Source organism: Sphingomonas sp. SP1, from assembly GCF_058313395.1.
The window spans coordinates 1,338,163-1,361,103 of record NZ_JBZFLC010000001.1; the positions used below are offsets into that span (position 1 = coordinate 1,338,163).

The window sequence follows — 22,941 nt, forward strand, 5'->3', positions numbered from 1 at the left end:
TCTCCTTGAGACTCAAGCGACAAAGGGTTAAATAGGTCAGGCCGGGCAACCGGCTATGTTGGTAGATTGCTGGTTGGAATAGGCATTTCGGACCCGGGGGGCAGTACCCCGGCGCCTCCACCAGCAGCGGCGCGAGGGAACTGGAGCGGGGGCTCTATCGCGCCGTTGCTGATGGGGGCGAAACAGGATCGACGGATGCAGTAAAGTTCTGGCTGCCAGCCGGCTGAAGTGAGCCGTAAAACCGCTTTTCACACAAGTGCCAACGATAACGAGGCGCTCGCGATTGCTGCGTAACTGATGTCCTAACGGACTAAGTTACAAAGACAAAAGCGCGGTTGGACCCCACCGGGCAACAGAAGGGGATTCCGGCGGTCCGGAGGGCACCGAGCAACAGAAGCCCTCCACTTGCCTTTCCCTGATCATGCGATGCGCATTGAAAGCGCGAAGTGTGTCATCTACCTAAGGCACAGTTTCGTTTTTCAGGGGAAACGACCTGCCATGACCATTTCTCGCCGCTTGGGCCTCCTGGCTCCGCTCGCTGCTGTCAGCCTCGCCGGATGCGGCCTCAACTCGGTCCCGACATCCGAGGAAAACGTCAACGCCAAGTGGGCCAACGTGCAAAGCCAGTATCAGCGCCGGTCGGACCTCATCCCGAACCTGGTCGCCACCGTGCAGGGCGCAGCGGCGCAGGAGCGCAACACGCTGCGCGAGATCACGGAGGCGCGCGCCCGGGCGGCGCAGATCACCCTGACGCCCGAACAGTTGTCGGATCCGGAAGCCGTTCGCCGGTTCAGCCAGGCGCAGGGGCAGCTATCCACCGCGCTTATTCCGCTGCGCCAATTGCAGGAGGCTTACCCGCAGCTGCAGACCAACCAGAATTTCCGCGATCTTCAGCAGCAGCTGGAAAGCACGGAAAACCGGATCAACATCGCTCGTCAGGACTACAACGAAGCGGTGCAGAGCTATAACACCACCATCCGCACCTTCCCCGATGCGATCGGCGCCAAGATCTTCTACGGCGCCAAGCCCAAGGTGCCGTTCCAGGCGGTGACCCCGAACGCCGATGTCGCTCCCCAGGTCAATTTCAACGTTCAATAAGCTGCGGCAGGTGATCCATACCTCCGTCATTCCCGCGACCGCGGGGATCCATCGCCTGTCCATTCGGCGACGCGGATGGCTGGGGAGAAGGGCCTCCGCTTTCGCCGGGTTGACAGCATTGTTGCTGCTGCTGCTGTTTGTCGCGGGATCGGCCCATGCGCAGGACTTTCCCAAGCTCACGGGCCGTGTCGTCGACGAGGCGAACCTTCTGTCGCCAGCCGACGAAGCGGAACTCACCGGCGAATTGCAGGCGCTGGAGGATCGGTCCAGCCGGCAGCTGGTGGTCGCCACGGTGCCAAGCCTCGGTGGCTACGAGATTGAGGACTACGGCTATCGGCTTGGCCGGCAGTGGGGCATCGGGCAGGAAGGCGCCGACAATGGCGCAATCCTGCTGGTCGCGCCCAACGAGCGTAAGGTCCGAGTCGAGGTCGGGTACGGCCTGGAACCGATCCTGACTGACGCCTTCTCTAACCGGGTGATCGACGAGCAGATCATTCCCCGCTTCAAGGCGAACGACATGCCGGGCGGAATCAAGGCCGGGGTCAATGCGCTGATCGCCCAGCTGGCGGCGCCACCGGAAGTGGCCGAGCGGGCAGCGGTCGAGGCGGCGCAATCGCGTTCGGCGCAACGGCAGCGCAGCTCCGGCGGCGGCGGGTTCAATCCCGTTTCGCTGATCTTCTGGGGGATGATCGTCGCCTTCGTGCTGCTCTCGTTCGCGCGAGGCGCCGGGGGGCGCAGGGTGCGTGGCAAGCGGCGGCGCGGGTTCGATTCCGGCGACGCGGCGGTGATTTTGTGGGGCCTCGACGCGCTTTCCCGAGGGTCAAGGGGCAGCGGCGGCTGGGGCGGCGGCGGCGGTTTCGGCGGGGGCGGCGGTTTTGGCGGCTTTTCCGGCGGCGGCGGGTCGTTCGGCGGCGGGGGAGCGTCCGGATCATGGTAACGCTGCGGTTCACGGACGAGGAACACGAGCGCGTCAGCCAGGCGATCGCCGCTGCTGAAGGCAAAAGCGATGGCGAGATTGTCACAATGGTAAGCGGGGAATCTGACGCTTACCATGATGTCGCACTGCATTGGGCCGTGCTGGCGCTAATCGCAGTGCTCGCTCTCGCAGCGGCTTTCGCCGACCATCTGAAATCCTTGCACGTCCTCGTCTTCAACCTCGGCTGGGGCGCGGAGCCGGCGCTGGGCGGAGTGCTGTTCTTCCTCATGTGCCTGGCCGTGCTGGCCTTCATGGTGGCGCTGCTGGTCCTCAAATACCGCCCCTTGCGGCTGGCCATGACCCCGGGTGCGACCAAGAGCCGGCGGGTGCGAAGGCGCGCGATCGCCTTGTTTCGAGCGGCTGCCGAGCGGCGCACGATCGGGCGCACGGGGGTCCTGATCTACCTGTCGCTTGCCGAGCATCGCGCGGAGCTCGTCGCCGACGAGGCGATCGTGAAAGTGACCACGCCTGACACCTGGGCCGACGCCATGGCGACGCTGGTCACCGAAATGCGGGCAGGGCGTGCCGCCGACGGCTTGATCGGTGCGATCGAGATCGTCGGCGAGGTGCTTGAGCAGCATTTCCCGCGCTCGACTGCGGACACCAACGAGATTCCGGACAAGCTGATTGAGCTCTAGGGACCCGGACTTCGACCAGCCTCCCGAGATCCGGTGGCAGGGTCGCTTCGTGCAGGCGGTCACGCGTGGCAAATGGGAATATGCGGGTCGGGTCGGCGGGGTGCGCGCGGTCGTGGTCCTGGCAGAACATGACGGCTGCTGGATATTAGTCGAGCAGGAGCGAGCGCCCGTCGGCGGGCGTTGCCTGGAACTGCCGGCCGGACTGGTCGGTGATCATGATCCATCCGCGACGATCGAAGGCACGGCGGTGGCGGAACTCGAAGAAGAGACCGGGTTCACTGCCGGGCGGATCGAGCGGCTGGGCGATTTTCATGCCTCACCCGGGATGCTCAGCGAAGGCTTTACCCTGGTGCGCGCGCATGACGTGCGCCGTATCGGCGAAGGCGGCGGAGTGCACGGCGAAGAGGAGATCGTGGTCCATCTGGTGCCCAAGGGGGAGATCGGGCGCTTCGTTGCGGAGCGGCGTTCGGCCGGGGTTGCGATGGACGTCAAGCTGTTGCTTCTGCTTGCAGGCGATATGCTGGAAAAATCAGCAGCTTAGCTAAGCTTGCATTCAGGCCCGCAAGTGCAGAGGAGGTGGCGATGGCCGCCGTCTGTCCATTTGTCGATCCGCCGCTTGCCGATCCGGGTCAGCCGGGGCAGTGCGGCGGCGAAACGATCGAGAGGCTGACTGCATGCTCAAGCAATTTTTCCTGGCCGGAACCGCGCTGATGGCGGTGTCGGCCTGCACTACCGCCGAAAGCGGTGCTCCCGTGGCGGCCGCCGGCATGACTCCCGCGGCGGCCGAACCGGTGGCGGCGGCACCGGCGGTGCCCGACAATATCCTCCTGGCCGACTGGACCGGACCGTTCGACGGGGTGCCGCCCTGGGACAAGGTCAAGGCGACGGACTTTTCCGAGGCCTTCCAGTTCGCGATCGACGAACAGCGCCGCGAATATCAGGCGATCGCGAACAATCCGGAAGCGCCGACCTTTGCCAACACGGTGGAGGCGATGGAGCGCGCCGGGCAGCGGCTGGGCCGCGTCGGTTCGGTTTTTGGCGTCTACACCGACAATCTGTCCACGCCGGAAGTCCAGGCGCTGGACAAAGAATGGTCGCCCAAGCTGTCGGCCGCGAGCGACGAGATCACGCTCGATCCCAAGCTGTTTGCGCGGGTCGAGACGCTGTACAACAACCGGGCCTCGCTTGGCCTCGATGCCAAGCAGACCCGCCTGCTGGAGCGCAGCTACCAGTATTTCGTCCGCAACGGCGCCAAGCTGGACGCCGCGCAGAAGCAGCAGTTGTCAGGCTACAACCAGCGGCTCGCCTCGCTGTTCAGCGAGTTCAATTCGCGCCTGCTGGCCGATGAAGGCACTTTCACCCAGGCGAGTGCGGCCGAGATGGCCGGCGTCCCGCAGGACGTGCGCGACGCCGCCGCCGCGGTGGCCAAGGACAAGGGACTGCCGGCGGGGACCTTCGCCATCCGCAATACCCGGTCGGCGGTCGAACCGGTCCTGACTTTCGGCTCCAACCGGGCGTTGCGCGAGAAGGTGTTCAAGGCCTTCACGAACCGCGGCGACAATGGTGGGGCGAACGATACCAACCAGCTGATCGCCCAGATCGTGAAGCTTCGGGCCGACCGCGCCCGGCTGCTTGGCTTCGGCAGCCATGCCGAATGGCGGATGCAGGACACGATGGCCAAGTCGCCGCAGCGCGCGATGGAGCTGATGATGCGGGTTTGGCCGGCGGCCGTGGCGCGGGTCAAGGAAGAGGTCCGCGACCAGCAGCCGTTCGCCCGCCGCGATGGGGTCCGCACCATCGAACCGTGGGACTTCCGCTATTATCAGGAGAAGGTCCGCAAGGCGAAGTACGATCTTAGCGAAGACGAGATCAAGCCGTACCTGCAACTCGATAATCTGGTGCAGGGCATGTTTTGGTCGGCAGGCCAGCTGTATGGGCTCCAGTTCAAGGAGAACACGGGCCAGGTGCCGGTCTTCCACCCGGACGTGCGCACCTTCGAGGTCACGCGTGAGGGCCAGCCGGTCGGACTCTTCTACCTCGACAATTTCTCCCGCGAGGGAAAGCGGTCGGGCGCGTGGATGACGACCTACCGCAGCCGGGCGCGGCTGTTGAATGACAACCTCGTGCTGGCGTCCAACAACAATAATTTCACCAAGCCGGCCGAGGGCCAGCCGGTGCTGATCAGCCTGGACGACGCGTCCACCCTGTTCCACGAATTCGGGCACGCGATCCACTACCTGCTGGTCGACGTAAACTATCCCAGCCTGGGCGGGGCGCAGCGGGACTTCGTCGAGTATCCGAGCCAGGTGAACGAGAATTGGCTGCTCACCCGGCCCGTGCTCGACCGCTTCGCCAAACATTATCGGACCGGGCAGCCGATGCCCAAGGCGCTGGTCGACAAGATCGAGAAGTCGGAGACATTCAACCAGGGCTTCGCCACGGTGGAATATCTGTCATCGGCGCTGGTCGACATGCGGCTTCACACCGATCCCAATGGCGTCGTCGATCCCGACCGGTTCGAGCGGGAAACCTTGGCGTCGCTCGGCATGCCGCGGGAGATGGTGATGCGTCACCGGCTGCCTCAGTTTGGGCACCTCTTCTCGTCCGACGCCTATTCGGCCGGCTATTATTCCTACCTTTGGTCGGAAGTGATGGACGCCGACACTTGGGCGGCCTTCGAAGAGACTGGGAACCCCTTCGACAAGAAGACCGCCGACGCGTTCCGGACCTATCTACTTTCGACCGGCAACGAGACGGACCGCGCAGAGGCCTATCGCCAGTTCCGCGGACGCGACCCCGACGTCACCGCCTTGCTGCGTCGGCGTGGCTTTCCGGTGAACTGAGTGAACCCGCTCCCCGTCGGCACCGCCGACGGGGAGTTTCTTTACTCGGCCGCGGGAGCAGCCGCGGCGCTGAGCAAGTCCAGCTGCTGGGTGCAGCCGGCCTGGATCAGGGCAGTGCCAAGGTCGGTGAAGCCGGTGCCGGCGTTGACCGCCTCCGCCCGCAGCTCGCCGGATCCGACCCGAACGCGCGCGCCATCCCGCAGCGGAACCGCTTCGGGCCAATCAGCGATCTGTTGCCGTGCGGCGAAGGTGACGGTCGCCGACTTGCCGGTGTCGAGATCGCGCACGGTGACCGCCCGCTCATCCGTGACATTGTCGCGATAAAGCCGAATGCCCGAGGGCTGGACGAAGCAGAAGGTCTCGCTCCCGTCCACGGCGACGTGCCAAATCTGCCGCGGGAATGGGACCGGCCGCACGGCGCCGACGCGCCCGCGCCGACCCGACCCCTGTGCGACCAGCGCGGCAAAGCTGGTCGCGGCCGCCTTCCCGCCACCGGCCACCGGATAATTGCCCGGACCACGCAGCGTGCGCGACCCCTTGGCGTCGAGCAGCACCAGCGTATCGCCGCCGCGCAGCGTCACGCGAGCGCCGTCAGGCAGGGATTTGCCGGTCGGATATTGCCCGGCCGACGGTCCCGACGAACGCACCACGATGACCGCGGCCGTGGCCGAAGAGGCGGCACCGAACAGCAGCGCGCCAAGAAGAACAGCGGCTTTCATCCCCTATTTCTCCCTTAACTCGACATGCCCGCCAGGCGTCGATTCCGTCAGCCGATACACGAAAAGCTGCAATGCTGCATCATCCGGATAAGCGAGAGTTAACGCCTTGACGGTGTTGATTGCTGACAGGTCGCCGTCATCGAAGGCCGTCCAGGCGTCTTTGAGCGCTTGCCGGTCGAGGGGGTTCATGTCGGGTGCGGGCTCCCAGACCACGATCGGGGTGTGCCGCCCGGCAAGCACGATCCGGCCCATCGGGCGGAACAGGTCGAGCCCGGTCAGTCGCATCGCATCGTCGCTGATCAGGCCGCAGGTGCGCAGCGCCTTGTTGGCGGATTCCAGGCGCGCCGCGCAATTCATGACATCGCCCAGCGCGGTGTACTGGAAACGGTCTCGGCCGCCGAAGTTGCCGACGATCGCCTCCCCATGGTGGACGCCCACCCGGGTGCGGCCGAGGGTCGGCGAATCCTCCTCGGCGGGCGAAAAGGAGCGGGCAAAGGCGATCATCTCCAGCATGGCCCTGCCGACCCGCTCCCCGTCGTCGGGCCGGGCGATCGGCGCGCCCCAGATCGCAACGATGGCATCGCCCACGAACTTGTCGATGGTGCCACCATGCTTCAGCACGATGGCGCACATGCCGTCCAGATATGCATTCAACAGCACCGCGACCTGATCCGGCGGCATCCGATGCGAAAGCTTGGTGAACCCCTCGAGGTCCGTGAAGAGCGCGAAGATCGGTCGCTTCTCGCCAGTGAGCGAGAGCTTCTCGGGCTCCCGAAGGATTTGCGCGGCAATGTCCTTGGGCAGATATTTGCCAAGAGCCGATTGGGCAAAGCGGCGCTGCTCGGAACTGAGGGCGCGGACCGCCGCCTCCGTCGCGAAGAAGCCGAGGAGCCAGCCGGCCAGCCAACCCGCCGCCGGCAGGTCGCGGGTGTCGACCCCGATGATCTGCAACCAGAACGGAATCACGACGAAGAATCCGACCTGGCCAACCAACGCCAGCGCCAGCACCCAGGGGCGCACGTCCAGCATGGCGGTGAACGCACCACTCAACACCACCAGCAGGGCGAGGAGCCACAGCCCGACGGCGCCGGTCGGCCTGGGCAGGCTGCCGTCCAGCAGTTGCGCCAGCATGGTCGCGTGCACCTCCACGCCCGGCATGCTTTCCCGGTAATTGCTTCCGAAACTGGTGGTCTCGTCGGCAAGCAGGCTTTCAGGCGTTCCGAACCGGTCCAGATCAGGGAAGTCGCCGCCGATCAACACGAACCGGCCGCGCACAAAGTCGGCAAAGGCGGCTGCCACCGCCGGATCGGCGAAACTGTCGATGGGCAGGTTGAGGAACACGGCCCCGTCCGCGGTGTCGGGCATCCGGTAGCGGATGCTTCCGGTGTATTGGGGCGCGCCGGTCTGCCCGGCCATGGCGACGGGAAGGAATGGCGGCAGGCCCGGGCGCGGACTAGGCCAGGCGCGCATGACATTGTCGGGATCGGCCTCCAGCCGAATGCTTGCCGATCGAACGTTGGTGCCGCGCAGACCCGCACGCAATCGGTCCATGAACTGCTGCTGCCAGTCCTCGACGTCGCGGGCATTGTAGCTGTTGGTGGCATAGGCCAGCCACACTGGTGTCTGCATCTTCCCGAGGGTGGAAAGCAGCTGCGGATCTTCCGGCTGGGCCTGGTCGATCAGGATATCGATCCCGATCGCGCGAGGGCCGAGTGCGTCCAGCGCGGTCAGGGCCCGGGCAAGCAGTGCGCGGTCGAGCGGCGATCGCTTGCCGGTATTGCGCAGCGTGTCCTGGTTATAGGTGACCAGCACGATGCGATTGTCCTGGGGGACCGGTCGGTACATCGCCGCCTGCAGCGCGCGCGTGTCGTAGAAAATGCGTTCGGCATTGCGGGCGAGCGGCAATTCCCAGGCAAAGCGGGCAAGCAGGATGGCGAAGGCCAGCAGGACTGCCGTGGTCGCCACTCGAACCACGGGGATGCGGCGAAAGGTCCGCTGCACCTCCGCCATGCTGGGTGCGGCATCGTCGAGGGTGGTCCCGCTCGAACGCTGCCGCGGCGCGTCCACCTTACAGCCTGGCGGCCTGCGCCTGTTGCCAGGCGGATGCTGCAAGCGGTTCCAGCGCCTGCACGGTCGCTTCCGCGTGCGCGCTGCTGGCGCTGCCGCGCACCATGCGGCCCTTGATGCCGTGAATGATGGCCGCCAGCCGGAAAAGGTTGAACACGATCAGATAATCGAACCCCGCGATGCCATCCCGCCCGGTGCGCCGACAATAGTCTGCCACATACTCCTCTTCGGACGGAATGCCGAGGGCCTGCAGGTCCAGGCCCTGAAGGCCGGTGAAGATTCCGGCGGGCATCCGGAACATCAGGCAATGGTAGGTGAAGTCCGCTGCCGGGTCGCCCAGGGTGGACAGTTCCCAGTCCAGCACCGCACGAACCCGCGGCCGCTCCACGTCGAAGATCATGTTGTCGCAGCGAAAGTCGCCGTGGGTGACCCGCGCCTCGCCGCTGTCCGGCGGCAGATGTCGCGCCAGCCAGTCGACCAGCCGGTCCATGTCCGCGACCCGGCCGCCGTCGGTGTCGGTGGTATATTGTTTTGACCAGCGCGCGACCTGTCGTTCGACATAACCGCTCGCCCGTCCATAATCGCCAAGGCCGATGGCAATTGGGTCATGGCCGTGCAGCTGGGCAATGGTGGCGTTCATCGCGTCGAAGTGGGCCGCTCGCGCATCGTGGGACAATCCGGGAAACTGGGCTTCCCAAACGATCCGCCCCGGAACCATGTCCATCACGAAGAAGGCGGTGCCGATGACCCCGTCGTCCTCACACAGCGCATGCACCCGTGGAACTGGAAAGCCCTCGCCGCCAAGCGCTTTCATCACCCGATATTCGCGCTCCACCGCATGGGCGCCCGGCAGGATCTTGCCCGGCGGCTTGCGACGCAGGACATAGGACGCGCCGGGGGTGTGAAGTTGATAGGTCGGATTGGACTGGCCGCCCTTGAATTGGCTGACAGTCAGCGGCCCGGCGAACCCGCTGACATGGCCTTCCATCCAGCGGGCGAGTGCGGCCTCGTCGAAGCGCAGCCGATCGGAGACTTCACGCGTGCCGGTGTTGGCGGAGGTACGGTCCATAGGCTTTCGTTTACCCGCTGCCCTGAGCTTGTCGAAGGGCTGTCCTTCTTAGGCATTGGTAAAGGCACGAACAGTCCTTCGACAAGCTCAGGCCAGCGGACGGTGAACAGAACGGACGAGCGGTCGTTAGAGGATCATGCCTCGTCTCATCCACCTGTCCGATCTCCACTTCGGCGCTCATGATCCCGTCATTGTTTCCGCCGTCGAGCGCGAGGTGGACCGGGCCGAAGCCGACCTTGTTGTCATCAGCGGCGACTTCACCCAGCGGGCCCGGACCGAGCAGTTCCAGGAGGCGTGCGCCTTCCTCGAACGGGTGCGCGACGCGGGGCATGAAGTCTTGGCGGTGCCCGGCAATCACGATGTCCCGCTGTACGATGTGCTGCGCCGCTTCCTGTCTCCGCTGACGCGCTATCGCCGCTTCGTGGACGACACGCTGTGTCCCTTTCACCAACTGCCCGGGGCCGCGGTGCTGGGGATCAACACCGCGCGTTCGCTGACCTTCAAGGACGGGCGGATAAACCGCGAGCAGATCGAGCTTATTCGCGACAATTTCGCGCGGGTTCCGACGGAGTACGTCCGGATCCTCGTGACCCACCATCCGCTGTTTGCACTGCCGGTGAACGACGGGGGCGAACTGGGCGAGGCGATCGGCCGGCAGGAACTGGCGATCGATGCGGTCAATGAGATCGGCGTCGACCTGCTGCTGGCCGGGCACAATCACAGGGCATCCACTCACCACGCAAGCGAGCTCGTCACCCGCGCCGGCGGCGCGCTGGTCGTGCAGGCGGGAACGGCCACGTCCGTCCGCACGCGGGAGGAAGAGCAGAGTTTCAATATTATCGAGGTTGACGGCGCGACGGTCACCATCGCGCTGAAGCGCTGGACAGGCACCGCCTTCGAAGCGGCCGAGCCCACCCAGTTCCGCAAGGGAGCCGAAGGATGGAAGCAGCAGAGTCGGGCGGCCGCAGAGGAAGCCAGCCCGGCCTGAGCCTTGTCCGCCTGCGCGCCGCGCCGTAACGGCTGGACCCCATGAGCTTCACCGAATTCGATCTTGCCGATTTTGTCCGCCGCGTGCTCGCCGAGGACATGGGATCGGGCGGCGACGTGACTTCCGCGGCGACCATCGACGGCGATGCCCGCTTTTCGGCCACCATGAATTGCCGGGAGCCGATCGTGGTCGCGGGTCTCGACATCGCCGCCGCCTTCTTCCGGACGATGGATGGTGAGGTTCGGATCGACACGCCGGTGCAGGACGGCGACAAGGTTGCCTCGGGCACCGTGCTGATGTGCCTTTCCGGCAATGCGCGCGCGATGCTGACGGCGGAGCGGTCGGCCCTCAACACGCTGCAGCACCTGTCCGGCATCGCCACCCTGACGCGGCGCTATGTCGACACGATCGAGGGCACCGGCGCGATCCTGCTGGATACGCGCAAGACCCTTCCCGGGCTGCGGCTGCTCGACAAATATGCGGCGCGCATGGGTGGCGCACAAAACCACCGCATGCGGCTGGACGACGGGGTGCTGATCAAGGACAACCACGTCGCGGTGAATGGCGGCGTGGCCGAGGCCGTTCGCCGGGCAAAGGCGGCGAACACGGAGTTGCAGATCCAGGTCGAGGTCGACCGGGTCGAGCAGATCGAGCCTGCACTGGCGGCGGGCGCCGAGCGCCTGCTGCTGGACAACATGCCGGTACCGCTGCTGCGCGAGGCAGTGGCACTGGTCGGCGGACGCGTACCGACCGAAGCGTCGGGCGGGGTCAATCTTGATACGATCCGGTCCATCGCCGAGACCGGGGTCACCTACATCTCGGTGGGGCGCATCACCCAATCGGCGCCGGCGGTCGATGTCGGGCTCGACTTTGAGCTTGAAGCGTTTTTGTAGCGCGTTTGGCTACGCCGCCTGTATAGCGCGCGCAAGCACTCAAGGAGACAAGCGTTGTTCAAGGGGCTCCAGCCCATCATGTATCGCGGCCGCGAAGTCTGGCCGTTGGTGGAAGGCGGCAAGGGCGTCAGCGCCACCAATCACGCAAGCTCCGGCGCATGGGCGGCGGCCGGCGGCATCGGCACGGTCAGCGCGGTGAATGCTGACAGCTACGATCCCGAAGGCCGCATCATACCCCAGGTCTACCAGGGAATGACGCGCCGCGAACGGCATGACGAGCTGGTTCACTACGCCATCGAAGGCGCGGTGGCGCAGGTGAAGAAGGCCTACGAGATGGCCTCGGGCAAAGGCGCCATAAACATTAACGTCCTCTGGGAAATGGGCGGCGCCCAACGCGTCCTGCACGGTGTGCTGGAACGGACCAAGGGTCTGGTCGCGGGTGTCACTTGCGGCGCTGGCATGCCCTACAAATTGAGCGAGATCGCGGCGTCATACGGCGTGTCCTACCTGCCGATCGTGTCGTCCGGCCGGGCCTTCCGCGCCCTGTGGAAGCGCGCTTATTCAAAGGTCGCTGACCTGCTCAGCGCGGTGGTGTACGAGGATCCGTGGCTGGCGGGCGGCCATAACGGCCTGTCGAACGCCGAAGACCCCCGCGCGCCGCAGGATCCCTACCCACGCGTCGCCGAGCTGCGCGCCGTAATGCGCGAAGGTGGCATCCCCGACAGCGTGCCGATCGTCATGGCCGGTGGGGTCTGGCGGCTGGACGAGTGGGAAGACTGGATCGACAATCCGGAACTTGGGCAAATCATGTTCCAGTTCGGCACCCGCCCGCTGCTGACGCAGGAAAGCCCGATCCCGCCCGAATGGAAGGCTCGTTTGATGACGCTGGAAGAGGGCGATGTTCTGCTGCACAAATTCTCGCCCACCGGCTTTTACTCGTCCGCCGTGCGCAACCCGTTCCTGCGCTGGCTGGAAGCCCGGTCGGAGCGCCAGATCGCTTTCACCAGGGAGGCGGTCGGCGACCATGCGTTCGAACTCGATGTCGGCATCGGGACCAAGAAAAACTATTGGGTGACCAAGGGCGACCTTCAGCATGCGCGCGAATGGTTCGGGCAGGGCTTCACCAACGCAATGAAGACGCCGGACGACACGTTGGTATTCGTGACACCGGAAGACGAGAAGATCATCCGCAAGGACCAGGCCGATTGCATGGGGTGCCTGTCGCAGTGCAGCTTTTCCAGCTGGGCGGACAATGAAAAGAACAGCACTGGGCGGCTGGCCGACCCGCGCAGCTTCTGCATTCAGAAGACGCTCCAGGATATCGCTCATGGCGGGCCGGTCGATCAGAACCTGATGTTCGCCGGTCACGCCGCCTTCCGCTTCAAGACGGACCCGTTCTATTCCAACGGTTTCGTGCCTACGGTCGGGCAGTTGGTGGATCGGATCCGGACGGGGGCGTAGGCGTGAAGAGGGGTGTTCTCGCGGCGGTTGCACTGGCGCTTGCCGCGTCCGGGTCGGCCCAAGACAAGACGCCGCCCTATTGGGCGTCGATCGCGTCAGGTGAGGCGATGATGCGGACCGGCCCGGGCAAGAATTATCCTGGCGTGTGGCTCTATAAACGCCGCGACCTGCCGATCCGCGTGCTCAAGCTTTATCCCAACTGGCGGCTGATCGAGGACCCGGACGGCGTGCAGGGCTGGATGCTGGTCACCCTGCTCAGCGACCGGCGGACGGCCATCGTTCGGGGGGAGGAGCCCCGTCCGATCCACGCCCGTCCGGAGGAAGGGAGCCGAGTCCGTTATCAGGCTCAGCCCGGCGTCGTCGGACGAATCGAGGACTGCCAGAACAACTGGTGCCACATCCAGATCGGCAAGCGAGACGGCTTCATCCGTTTCACGGATATCTGGGGCATCAACGCCGGGGAAACACTGGACTGATCACCACCACATGCGCGCCATCCACAGCGCCATGGCGATCATCATCAGGTTTTCGGTCAGCGAGACGAAGCCGAGCGGCACGTTCGACGATCCACCGACGCAGGCGCATTTCAGCTCGCGCCTGTCGACGTAGACTGCCTTGAAGACCGACACGGCGCCGACGGTCCCAACGAACAGGGCGATCGGCACGGAAAGCCAGTGCAACAGTCCGCCGACCATCAGGACGCCGGCCAGCCCCTCCGCGAATGGATAGACGTAGCTATACGGCACCCACCGTCTCGCCAGCAGGTCGTAGTTCAGGAACATGGAGGAAAACTTCTCCACGTCCTGCAGTTTCAAGAGCGCGAGGACGACCATCGACAGGCCGATGAACCATTCTGCGGCGCGGATGGTGAAGGGCGTTCCGAAAAGTCCGGTGCTGAGCGCCAGCGCGGTCAATGCGGTCATCGCAAAGAGCGCGATGACGGGCACATAGCTGGTCTGGCCTTGGGCGGGCACGCGCTTGCCGAGAAAGCGGCGCAGATCGTCGTAGCCACCGACGCGCTCGCCGCCGATAAAAATCTGGGGCGTGGTGGCGACACCATGCTGCGCCTTGAAGGCGTCGGTCTCGTCACGGGTTGTGAGGTGATGATCATCGACCCTGTACCCGCGGCTTTCTAGCAGGTGCTTGGCCTTCAGCCCGTAGGGGCAAGTGTGGCCCGGCATGACCATCCGGTAGAGCGCCGCGGCCTTGCCCGACGCAGCCTCGATCTTTTCGAACTTGGTCATGAGACGTGCCTTTTAAATTGGTTCAACGAACAGGCCATGTCTTTAGCTCCCGTACCATGGTACGGAGTCAAGCATGATCGACCTGACGATTGGCGCATTGGCGCGGGCAGGCGGGGTTGGAGTGGAAACCATTCGCTTCTACCAGCGCAAAGGGCTGCTGGACGAGCCTGTACGGGCGGGCGGAATCCGTCGTTATGGCGAGCGCGACCTGCGTCGGCTGCGTTTCATTCGGCAGGCGCAGACGGCGGGCTTCACGCTGGCCGAGATCGGCGAGTTGCTGACGCTCGATGCGGGCGAGGATCGCGCGAGGGCCCACCAGCTGGCGACACAACGCATCGCGGTTCTCGACGGGAAGATCGCCGAGTTGCAGGCCGCCCGGCGGTCGTTAAGCCGCCTTGCGAAAGAATGTGGGGAAGGTCGCGCCGGACCCTGCCCAATCATTGCATCCTTCGATTAAACCAATTCGATCGCCACTGCGGTCGCCTCGCCGCCGCCGATGCACAGGCTGGCGATGCCGCGCTTGAGGCCCTTCTGCTTCAATGCGTTCAGCAAAGTGACGATGATGCGCGTGCCGCTGGCGCCGATCGGATGGCCGAGCGCGGTAGCGCCGCCGTGGACGTTGATCTTGTCGTGTCCGATGCCGAGATCCTTCATCGCAAACATGGCGACGCAGGCGAACGCCTCGTTGATTTCGAACAGGTCGACATCGCCAATCGACCAGCCAGCCTTGTCGAGTACCTTATGGATGGCGCCGATGGGGGCGACGGTGAACTCGGCCGGAGCCTGGGCGTGAGCGGCGGTCGCGACGATGCGGGCGATCGGCTGCGCGCCCTTTTCACGAGCAAGCGATTCGCGGGCGAGCACCACGGCGGCCGCGCCGTCGGAGATGGAGGAACTGGTCGCCGCGGTGATGGTGCCTTCCTTGGCGAAGGCGGCCTTCAGCTGCGGGATCTTGTCGGGGCGGCCGCGGCCCGGTGCCTCGTCGGTGTCCACCACGGTCTCGCCGGCGCGGCTCTTGATCGTCACCGGCACGATTTCATCCGCGAAGCCGCCATGATCAATGGCCGACTTTGCACGGTTCAAGGACTCGATCGCATAGGCATCCATGCTCTCGCGGGTGAGCTGATATTCGTCCGCGGTGCACTGGGCAAAGCTGCCCATCGCGCGGCCTTCCTCATAGGCGTCTTCCAAGCCGTCGAGGAACATATGGTCATAGGCCGTGTCGTGGCCGATGCGCGCGCCGGAGCGATGCTTTTTCAGCAAATAAGGGGCGTTGGTCATCGACTCCATGCCGCCCGCGACAATCAGGTCCGCATTGCCGATCGCAATCGCTTCGGAGCCCATGATCACCGTCTGCATGCCGGATCCGCAGACCTTGTTGACGGTGGTCGCCTGCACGCTGGCCGGAAGGCCGGCCTTTATTGCCGCCTGTCGCGCGGGCGCTTGGCCGAGGCCCGCGGGAAGCACGCAGCCCATGTAGATGCGGTCGATGTCCTCCCCCGATACCCCGGCCCGCTCGACCGCGGCCTTGACCGCCGTGGCGCCGAGATCGGTCGCGCTGGCGTCGGCAAGCGCGCCCTGCATGCTGCCCATCGGGGTGCGGGCATAGGAAAGGATGACGACGGGATCGGTGGCTGCAGAGGCCATGACAAATGCTCCGGCAAAAAATGTTGCAGCGCACATAAGCCTGAAGGCTGCCTTGTCCAAGCCTCTCGCGCTCTGCTAGCGCGAGGCCATGTCAACACCGACCCTTGAATTCGACCTTGGCGAGATGGCGGAAACCATCCGTGATACGACGCAGCGGTTCGCAACCGACCGAATCGCTCCCATCGCTGCGGAAATCGATCACGCCGACCGTTTCCCGATCGAACTATGGCCCCAGATGGGCGAGCTTGGCCTCCACGGCATCACGGTCGAAGAGGAATGGGGCGGGCTGGGCCTCGGTTACCTCGAACATGTCGTCGCACAGGAGGAAGTGGCCCGAGCCTCGGCCTCGGTCGGCCTCAGCTACGGCGCGCATTCCAACTTGTGCGTCAATCAGATTCGCCGATGGGCGAACGAGGAGCAGAAGGCGAAATATCTGCCCAAGCTGATCAGTGGCGAGCATGTCGGCGCGCTGGCGATGAGCGAGGCGGGCGCCGGAAGCGACGTTGTCGGGATGAAGCTTCGCGCGGATAGAAGCGGCAACGGTTATCGGCTCAATGGCACGAAGTTCTGGATCACCAACGCAGCCTATGCCGACACACTGGTGGTCTATGCGAAGACCGGCGAGGGCAGCCGCGGAATCACGACCTTCCTGATCGAAAAGGACATGGAGGGTTTCTCCATCGGTCAGAAGATCGACAAGATGGGCATGCGCGGCTCGCCGACCGCGGAGCTGGTGTTCAACGACTGTTTCGTGCCCGCGGAGAACGTCATGGGACCGGAGAATGGCGGCGTCGGCGTGCTGATGAGCGGCCTCGATTATGAGCGCACCGTGCTGGCCGGGATCCAGCTTGGCATCATGCAGGCCTGCCTTGACGTCGTCCTGCCCTATGTCCGCGAACGCAAGCAGTTCGGCCAGCCGATCGGCAGCTTCCAGCTGATGCAGGCCAAGGTGGCCGACATGTACGTCGCGCTGAATTCGGCCCGGGCCTATGTCTATCAGGTCGCCAAGGCCTGCGATGCCGGCAAGACCACCCGCTTCGACGCGGCGGGCGCGATCCTGCTGGCCAGCGAAAGCGCGGTGAAGGTCGCGAACGAGGCGGTGCAGGCGCTGGGCGGTGCGGGCTATACCAAGGACTGGCCGGTGGAGCGCTTTTACCGCGACGCCAAGCTGCTCGACATCGGCGCGGGCACCAATGAGGTGCGGCGCATGCTGATCGGGCGCGAAGTGATTGGGGCCGGGGCGCCGCTCGCCCAATGAGCGCACCCCGGATCGACAGCAAGGTTCAGACCGACAGCGAGGAATATCGCGCGCGGTTCGCGCACAATCGCTCATTGGCGGAGAAGCTTCGCGCCGATGTCGCTCAGGCGGCGCTTGGCGGCAACGAGAAGTCGCGCGAGCGGCATGTAAGCCGCGGCAAATTGCTGCCGCGCGACCGCGTCGAACGCCTGCTCGACCCCGGCTCACCATTCCTGGAAATCGGGCAGCTCGCGGCCTGCGACCTGTACGAGGGCGAGGTGCCCGGCGCGGGCATGATCGCGGGGATCGGCCGCGTGTCCGGCCGACAGGCGATGATCGTCGCCAACGACGCCACCGTGAAGGGCGGAACCTATTATCCGATGACGGTGAAGAAGCATCTCCGCGCGCAGGAGATCGCCGAGCAGAACCGGTTGCCGTGCATCTATCTGGTGGACTCGGGCGGCGCCAACCTGCCGCATCAGGCCGAGGTGTTCCCCGACCGCGAGCATTTCGGGCGCATCTTCTTCAACCAGGCGAACATGTCGGCCAAGGGCATCGCGCAGATCGCCTGCGTGATGGGGTCGTGCACGGCGGGCGGCGCCTACGTGCCGGCGATGAGCGACGAGAGCGTCATTGTCCGCAACCAGGGCACGATCTTCCTCGCCGGCCCGCCGCTGGTGAAGGCCGCGACGGGGGAGGAGATCAGCGCGGAGGATCTCGGCGGCGGCGACCTCCATGCGCGCAAGTCGGGCGTGGTCGACCACCTCGCCGAAAACGACGAGCATGCGCTTACGATCGTTCGGGATATCGTCAGCCACCTCGGCGACGAAGCGGGCGCGGGCATCGGCACGCGCGAGCCGCGCCCCCCTTACTACGACGCGGAAGAACTCTACGGGGTCATTCCCGACGACGTCCGCGCGCCGTACGATGTCCGCGAGGTGATCGCCCGCATCGTCGACGGCTCCGAGCTGCACGAATTCAAGCCCTTGTTCGGCACCACTCTCGTCTGCGGCTTTGCGCACATCTGGGGCATGCCGGTCGCGATCCTGGCCAACAACGGCGTCCTGTTCAGTGAAAGCGCGGTCAAGGGCGCGCACTTCATCGAGCTCGCCTGTCAGCGGCGCATTCCGCTGCTGTTCCTGCAGAACATCTCCGGCTTCATGGTCGGCGGGAAGTATGAGGCGGAGGGCATCGCCAAGCATGGCGCCAAGCTGGTGACGGCGGTGGCGACGGCGAGCGTGCCCAAGGTGACGGTTCTGATCGGCGGGTCGTTCGGAGCCGGAAACTACGGGATGTGCGGCCGGGCCTACAGCCCACGCTTCCTGTTCACCTGGCCCAACAGCCGCATCAGCGTGATGGGCGGCGAACAGGCGGCATCGGTGCTGGCCACGGTTCACCGCGACGCCGACAAGTGGACGGCGGAGGAAGCGGAAGCATTCAAGTCGCCCGTTCGCCAGCGCTACGAGGACGAGGGCAACCCGTGGCACGCGACGGCAAGGCTGTGGGACGACGGAATCATCGACCCGGTGCAGACGCGGGACGTGCTGGGACTGGCGTTCGCGGCGTGTTTGAACGCGCCCATACCGGAGCGGCCGCAATTCGGCGTGTTCAGGATGTGAGGATGCGAACGCCCGCGTCAGTGAAGGGGCTTGAGGAGTTGGGGCGCGTTCGCCTCTCCAAATCCTTCTTCCTAAGAGACTTCCTGTTCTCCGACATTGCTGCAATGCACGGCTTTAGAAACGTTCCTAGCCGCCCCGAGCTTGCTATCGCGGTCGGATCGAAGCTGTGCGAGGAATTGCTCGAGCCGCTTCAGGACGCATTCGGCCGGATCTCAATCCGTTCTGCGTACCGTTCGCCGGAAGTTAACGCATTCGGTAGCCAGCACGGACTGAACTGCGCCTCCAATCAGGCGAATGCAGCTAAGCACATCTGGGATCTTCACGACGAGAACGGCTGCATCGGCGCCACAGCGTGCATAGTCGTTCCCGGGTTCTACGATAGGTTTCAGGCCACAGGAGACTGGAAGCGCCTAGCTTGGTGGATACACGACCACTTACCCTATAGCGAAATGGATTTCTTTCGTACCTATTGGGCCTTCAACCTGAGCTGGCATGAGAAGCCGAAGCGCCGCATTCACAACTGGATTGAGACGCCGCGGATCCTGACCGAACCCGGAATGCGGAATCATGAAGGCAGTCACGCATCGATGTGGACGGGAATATTAGCGAAATGATAACCTCCCTCCTCATCGCCAATCGCGGCGAGATCGCCTGCCGGATCATCCGGACCGCGCGGAAGCTCGGGGTGCGGACGGTGGCGGTTTACTCGGACGCCGACGCCAAGGCCCTGCATGTGCGCATGGCCGACGAGGCCGTGCATATCGGGCCGTCGCCGGCGCGGGAAAGTTATCTCGTTGGCGAGCGCATTATCGCCGCTGCGAAGCAGACCGGCGCCGATGCGATACATCCCGGCTACGGCTTCCTGTCGGAGAATGCCGAATTCGCCCAGGCCGTGCTCGACGCCGGGCTGATCTGGGTCGGGCCGAAACCGGACTCGATCCGCGCGATGGGGCTCAAGGACGCGGCCAAGAAGCTGATGGCGGACGCGGGCGTGCCGGTGACCCCGGGTTACCTCGGCGAGGACCAGTCGCCCGAGCGATTGAGGGCCGAGGCGGATGCGATCGGCTACCCGGTGCTGATCAAGGCGGTCGCGGGCGGCGGCGGCAAGGGGATGCGGCGGGTCGACGACGGCGCGGCGTTCACCGACGCGCTGGACAGCTGCAAGCGCGAGGCGGCGTCCTCCTTCGGCAACGACATCGTGCTGCTGGAAAAATACATCCTCTCGCCGCGGCACATCGAGGTGCAGGTGTTCGGCGACTCCCACGGCAACGTCGTCCACCTGTTCGAGCGCGACTGCTCGCTGCAGCGCCGGCATCAGAAGGTGATCGAGGAAGCTCCCGCGCCGGGCATGGACGAGGCCACGCGCGAGGCGGTGTGCGGCGCGGCGGTGCGGGCAGCGCAGGCAGTGAATTACGAAGGCGCGGGGACGATAGAGTTCATCGCCGACGCTAGCGAAGGTCTCCGCGCCGACCGCATCTGGTTCATGGAAATGAACACCCGCCTGCAGGTCGAGCATCCGGTGACGGAGGAGATCACCGGTCAGGACCTGGTCGAATGGCAGCTCCGCGTCGCGAGCGGCGAGCCGCTGCCGAAGCGGCAGGGCGAGCTATCGATCAACGGCTGGGCGATCGAGGCGCGGCTTTATGCGGAGGACCCGGCGAAGGGTTTTCTCCCGAGTGTCGGACGGCTGGATCACTTCGACCTTGGCGACGATGGGCGCATCGAAACCGGGGTGGAAGAGGGTGATGCGATCTCCCCATTCTACGATCCGATGATCGCCAAGCTTGTCGCCCGGGGCGACGACCGCGACGAGGCCATCGGTGAACTGGCCGCGATCCTTGACGCCGTCGAGGTATGGCCGGTCCGGACCAATGCCGCCTTCCTGTTCAACGCCTTGCTGGACGATGATTTCGGCAGCGCCCGGATCGATACCGGCTTCATTGAAAGAAAGCTCGATAGCCTTGTCCCGCCGGTCGAGGCGGATGAGTTCATTCGTCGCGGAGCGGCGATGGTGGCGTTGGCTGACATGGACGACTCCGCCGCTGGCGGGCTCGCCGGCTTCCGATTGAACGCCACGCCCCGCAGAAGTGTCGCGCTCGGCGCGGGCGGCCGATTCCAGACCACTGCCCTTGACGACGGACCGGCCGCGGCCGTCTCCGGCTTCACCGATGGCGAACGGGTCGTCACTTTCTATGAAGGGCAGGCCTATGAATTTGCGCTCGCCTCTCGCGGCAGTGTCGGCGGTGGGGCCTCCGACGGAGCGCTTCTTGCTCCCATGCCCGGCAAGGTCACGAGCGTCGACGTCTCGGCCGGCGAGCAGGTCGCGAAGGGCCAGCGCCTCCTGACGCTCGAGGCGATGAAGATGGAGCATGCGATGGTCGCTCCGTTCGACGGCGTGGTGGCGGAACTGAACGTGGAGGCTGGCGCTCAAGTGCAGGTGGATGCGGTGCTGGCTCGGGTGGATGCTTCCACTTAGGCGTCATGCCGGGCTTGACCCGGCATCCGCCTTCTTCTTCTGACTGGCGGAGACAAAAACAGGCAGACCCGGATCAAGTCCGGGGTGACGGAGGCAAGCGCATGAACATCAACGGCATATCGGCAGTAGTCACCGGTGGCGCGTCAGGACTGGGCGAAGCAACCGCCCGCGCTCTGGCCGCCAAGGGCGCCAAGGTCGCCATCTTCGACCGTGATCAGGATCGGGGCCAGAAGGTCGCTTCCGAGATCGGCGGCATCTTTTGCGAGTGCGACGTCACCAGCGACGAGAAGGTCGCGGCGGCGTTCGAGCAGGCTCGCGCGGCGCATGGGCAGGAGCGGGTGCTCGTCAACTGCGCCGGCGTCGCCAATGCGGTGAAAACCGTCGGCCGCGACCGCGAGACCAAAGAGGTCAAGAAGTATCCGCTGCACCAGTTCGAGCTGGTGATCGGCATCAACCTCGTCGGCACCTTCCGCTGCATCGCCCACTCCGCCGCCGGCATGGTCGACGCGGCGCCGCTGGAAGATGGCGAGAAGGGCGTGATCATCAATACCGCCTCGGTCGCGGCCGAGGACGGTCAGATCGGGCAGGCGGCCTACTCCGCGTCCAAGGGCGGCGTGCTGGCAATGACCCTGCCGATCGCGCGCGACCTGATGAACGAAGGCGTGCGCGTCAACACCATCCTGCCGGGCGTGTTCAAGACGCCGATGGTGGCGATGATGCCGCCGCAGGTCCAGGATGCGCTGGCGGCGCAGGTGCCGTTCCCCAAGCGACTCGGGCGACCGGAAGAATATGCTCAGCTTGCCGTCTTCATGGTCGAGAGCGGCTACATGAACGCCGAGCATGTGCGGCTGGACGGCGGCATCCGCATGGCGCCCAAGTAAATGGACGAACGGGCGCTGATCGATGCTCTTGCCGCCGCCGCGTGGGAGGCGGGCGAGGCGATCCTGGCCGTGCGCCGGCGCGGCTTCGACATCACCAGCAAGGCGGATGCCTCACCCGTCACCGAAGCCGACCACGCGGCCGAGGCGATCATTCTCGACGCACTCGCGAAGGCAGCGCCCGGCGTGCCGGTGATTGCGGAGGAAGAGGTTGCCGCCGGCCGCATTCCGGCTCACGACGAGCTATATTTCCTGGTGGACCCACTCGACGGCACGAAGGAGTTCGTTCGCGGCGGCGACGACTACACTGTCAACATCGGGCTTATCATCGGCGCGCTTCCCAAGCTTGGCGTCGTGCTGGCGCCGGAGCAGGGCCGCCTGTTCGCCGGTATTGTCGGCAAAGGCGCCTGGATCGAAACAGGGACCAAGCGCGCGTCGATTGCGACGCGTTCGCGACCCGATCAAACGGTCGCTGTCGCGTCCAAGTCGCACTTCAATCAGATCACTGCCGACTATCTCGAAACGGCGGCGCCAGGCTGCGAGAATGTGTCGATTGGCTCCAGTCTGAAATTTTGCATCGTGGCTGAGGGCAAGGCGGACCTTTATCCGCGTCTTTCGCCGACCAGCGAATGGGATACCGCGGCCGGCCATGCGGTGCTGCTCGCCGCTGGCGGGCGGGTCGATGCGCCAGATGGAACCGGACTGCGCTATGGCAAGACCGCGTTCCTCAACCGCGGGTTTGTCGCCACTGGCGGGTTCGCCGCGCCGCCCGCAGGGCCCTTCATGATCGAATTTGCGGGCGGAGGTGATCTGCCACAAGGCGTGTGAGCGGCTTTTGCCCTATGAGCTGCATCCACTCAGGGGCGAGCGTAACCGCCTCAATCCGCTGGGCAAGGTCCATCACTTCTGCCCTGATTTGCCTCAGCCGCAAGTCGAGAGCGGCTGCATCGATTGCAGTCGTCGGATCAAGCAGCAACGGGGCTGCCACAGCCTCGGCGGTGTCCAGGGCCGCCTGAATCCGCTCGAGCCACCGGCAGCGCGCTAAAGTGAGTGCAGCCAGATCCTCGATCATGGCGGCGAAGTAACAC

The 22,941-nt window shown here is 65.1% G+C and carries 21 protein-coding genes and 1 other RNA gene; 17 read left to right on the top strand and 5 right to left on the bottom strand.

Annotated elements, in window-relative coordinates; genetic code table 11:
- Position 1: 1 nt before the first annotated feature.
- The 6 genes from ssrA (at position 2) to AC4GYS_RS06755 (ending at position 5,555) form a co-directional block, all read left to right on the top strand.
- Positions 2–367: a transfer-messenger RNA gene (gene ssrA, locus AC4GYS_RS06730) on the top strand.
- A 131-nt stretch (positions 368–498) separates the two neighbouring features.
- A complete protein-coding gene (locus tag AC4GYS_RS06735) occupies positions 499–1,098 on the top strand; it encodes a LemA family protein (RefSeq protein ID WP_491108320.1) in 600 nt (199 codons plus the stop codon).
- Positions 1,099–1,207: 109 nt separating this feature from the next.
- Positions 1,208–2,035, top strand: coding sequence for a TPM domain-containing protein (locus AC4GYS_RS06740; RefSeq protein WP_491108321.1), 828 nt, complete (start codon positions 1,208–1,210; stop codon positions 2,033–2,035).
- A complete protein-coding gene (locus tag AC4GYS_RS06745) occupies positions 2,029–2,712 on the top strand; it encodes a TPM domain-containing protein (protein ID WP_491108322.1) in 684 nt (227 codons plus the stop codon). The genes AC4GYS_RS06740 and AC4GYS_RS06745 overlap by 7 nt, the downstream gene beginning before the upstream one ends.
- On the top strand, positions 2,702–3,253 hold the full coding sequence (locus AC4GYS_RS06750) for an NUDIX hydrolase (RefSeq protein ID WP_491108323.1): 552 nt from the start codon (positions 2,702–2,704) through the stop codon (positions 3,251–3,253). The genes AC4GYS_RS06745 and AC4GYS_RS06750 overlap by 11 nt, the downstream gene beginning before the upstream one ends.
- Before the next feature lie 133 nt (positions 3,254–3,386).
- The gene (locus tag AC4GYS_RS06755; protein ID WP_491108324.1) at positions 3,387–5,555 is read left to right on the top strand and encodes a M3 family metallopeptidase; all 2,169 of its coding nucleotides are present in this window, start codon (positions 3,387–3,389) and stop codon (positions 5,553–5,555) included.
- Positions 5,556–5,596: 41 nt separating this feature from the next.
- Here the strand turns inward: AC4GYS_RS06755 and AC4GYS_RS06760 are convergent, their stop codons facing one another.
- Genes AC4GYS_RS06760 through AC4GYS_RS06770 form a run of 3 tightly spaced genes read right to left on the bottom strand, consistent with a single transcriptional unit; the run spans position 5,597 to position 9,410 of the window.
- Entirely contained in the window at positions 5,597–6,274 is a 678-nt protein-coding gene (locus AC4GYS_RS06760) for a hypothetical protein (protein WP_491108325.1), read from the bottom strand.
- A gap of 3 nt (positions 6,275–6,277) precedes the next feature.
- A complete protein-coding gene (locus AC4GYS_RS06765; RefSeq protein ID WP_491108326.1) occupies positions 6,278–8,341 on the bottom strand; it encodes a CHASE2 domain-containing protein in 2,064 nt (687 codons plus the stop codon).
- A gap of 1 nt (position 8,342) precedes the next feature.
- Complete coding sequence (locus AC4GYS_RS06770; RefSeq protein WP_491108327.1) at positions 8,343–9,410, bottom strand: phosphotransferase; 1,068 nt, start codon at positions 9,408–9,410, stop codon at positions 8,343–8,345.
- A gap of 136 nt (positions 9,411–9,546) precedes the next feature.
- On the opposite strand from AC4GYS_RS06770, the gene AC4GYS_RS06775 reads away from it, so the two are divergent.
- From AC4GYS_RS06775 to AC4GYS_RS06790, 4 genes are read left to right on the top strand one after another with little or no spacing between them, the layout of a single operon-like run.
- Positions 9,547–10,398, top strand: a complete 852-nt coding sequence (locus AC4GYS_RS06775; protein ID WP_491108328.1) for a metallophosphoesterase family protein — start codon at positions 9,547–9,549, stop codon at positions 10,396–10,398.
- Positions 10,399–10,439: 41 nt separating this feature from the next.
- A complete protein-coding gene (gene nadC / locus AC4GYS_RS06780) occupies positions 10,440–11,291 on the top strand; it encodes a carboxylating nicotinate-nucleotide diphosphorylase (protein WP_491108329.1) in 852 nt (283 codons plus the stop codon).
- A 54-nt stretch (positions 11,292–11,345) separates the two neighbouring features.
- On the top strand, positions 11,346–12,752 hold the full coding sequence (locus tag AC4GYS_RS06785; protein ID WP_491108330.1) for an NAD(P)H-dependent flavin oxidoreductase: 1,407 nt from the start codon (positions 11,346–11,348) through the stop codon (positions 12,750–12,752).
- A gap of 2 nt (positions 12,753–12,754) precedes the next feature.
- The gene (locus AC4GYS_RS06790) at positions 12,755–13,228 is read left to right on the top strand and encodes an SH3 domain-containing protein (protein ID WP_491108331.1); all 474 of its coding nucleotides are present in this window, start codon (positions 12,755–12,757) and stop codon (positions 13,226–13,228) included.
- On the opposite strand, the gene AC4GYS_RS06795 is transcribed toward AC4GYS_RS06790, so the two are convergent.
- Positions 13,229–13,996, bottom strand: a complete 768-nt coding sequence (locus tag AC4GYS_RS06795; RefSeq protein WP_491108332.1) for a MauE/DoxX family redox-associated membrane protein — start codon at positions 13,994–13,996, stop codon at positions 13,229–13,231. It lies immediately after the preceding gene.
- Positions 13,997–14,069: 73 nt separating this feature from the next.
- Between AC4GYS_RS06795 and AC4GYS_RS06800 the strand changes: the two genes are divergently transcribed.
- Complete coding sequence (locus tag AC4GYS_RS06800) at positions 14,070–14,453, top strand: MerR family transcriptional regulator (protein ID WP_491108333.1); 384 nt, start codon at positions 14,070–14,072, stop codon at positions 14,451–14,453.
- On the opposite strand, the gene AC4GYS_RS06805 is transcribed toward AC4GYS_RS06800, so the two are convergent.
- Positions 14,450–15,643, bottom strand: a complete 1,194-nt coding sequence (locus AC4GYS_RS06805; RefSeq protein ID WP_491108334.1) for a thiolase family protein — start codon at positions 15,641–15,643, stop codon at positions 14,450–14,452. The two genes, AC4GYS_RS06800 and AC4GYS_RS06805, sit on opposite strands and share 4 nt — an antisense overlap.
- Positions 15,644–15,731: 88 nt before the next feature.
- Here AC4GYS_RS06805 and AC4GYS_RS06810 point away from each other — a divergent pair, with 88 nt between their 5' ends.
- The 6 genes from AC4GYS_RS06810 to cysQ all read left to right on the top strand — a co-directional run bounded on the left by AC4GYS_RS06810 (position 15,732) and on the right by cysQ (position 22,681).
- Complete coding sequence (locus tag AC4GYS_RS06810) at positions 15,732–16,901, top strand: isovaleryl-CoA dehydrogenase (RefSeq protein ID WP_491108335.1); 1,170 nt, start codon at positions 15,732–15,734, stop codon at positions 16,899–16,901.
- Positions 16,898–18,499 (top strand): carboxyl transferase domain-containing protein, encoded by a 1,602-nt coding sequence (locus AC4GYS_RS06815; protein ID WP_491108336.1) that lies wholly within the window; start codon positions 16,898–16,900, stop codon positions 18,497–18,499. Before AC4GYS_RS06810 ends, AC4GYS_RS06815 begins: the two co-directional genes overlap by 4 nt.
- Before the next feature lie 2 nt (positions 18,500–18,501).
- Positions 18,502–19,113 (top strand): hypothetical protein, encoded by a 612-nt coding sequence (locus tag AC4GYS_RS06820; RefSeq protein ID WP_491108337.1) that lies wholly within the window; start codon positions 18,502–18,504, stop codon positions 19,111–19,113.
- Complete coding sequence (locus tag AC4GYS_RS06825; protein WP_491108338.1) at positions 19,110–20,975, top strand: acetyl/propionyl/methylcrotonyl-CoA carboxylase subunit alpha; 1,866 nt, start codon at positions 19,110–19,112, stop codon at positions 20,973–20,975. Before AC4GYS_RS06820 ends, AC4GYS_RS06825 begins: the two co-directional genes overlap by 4 nt.
- A gap of 101 nt (positions 20,976–21,076) precedes the next feature.
- Positions 21,077–21,856: an SDR family oxidoreductase gene (locus tag AC4GYS_RS06830; RefSeq protein WP_491108339.1), complete on the top strand. Its 780-nt coding sequence runs from the start codon at positions 21,077–21,079 to the stop codon at positions 21,854–21,856.
- Positions 21,857–22,681 carry a 3'(2'),5'-bisphosphate nucleotidase CysQ gene (cysQ, locus tag AC4GYS_RS06835; protein ID WP_491108340.1) on the top strand — a complete coding sequence of 275 codons (825 nt, stop codon included), beginning with the start codon at positions 21,857–21,859 and terminating at the stop codon, positions 22,679–22,681.
- Positions 22,682–22,941 lie beyond the last annotated feature (260 nt).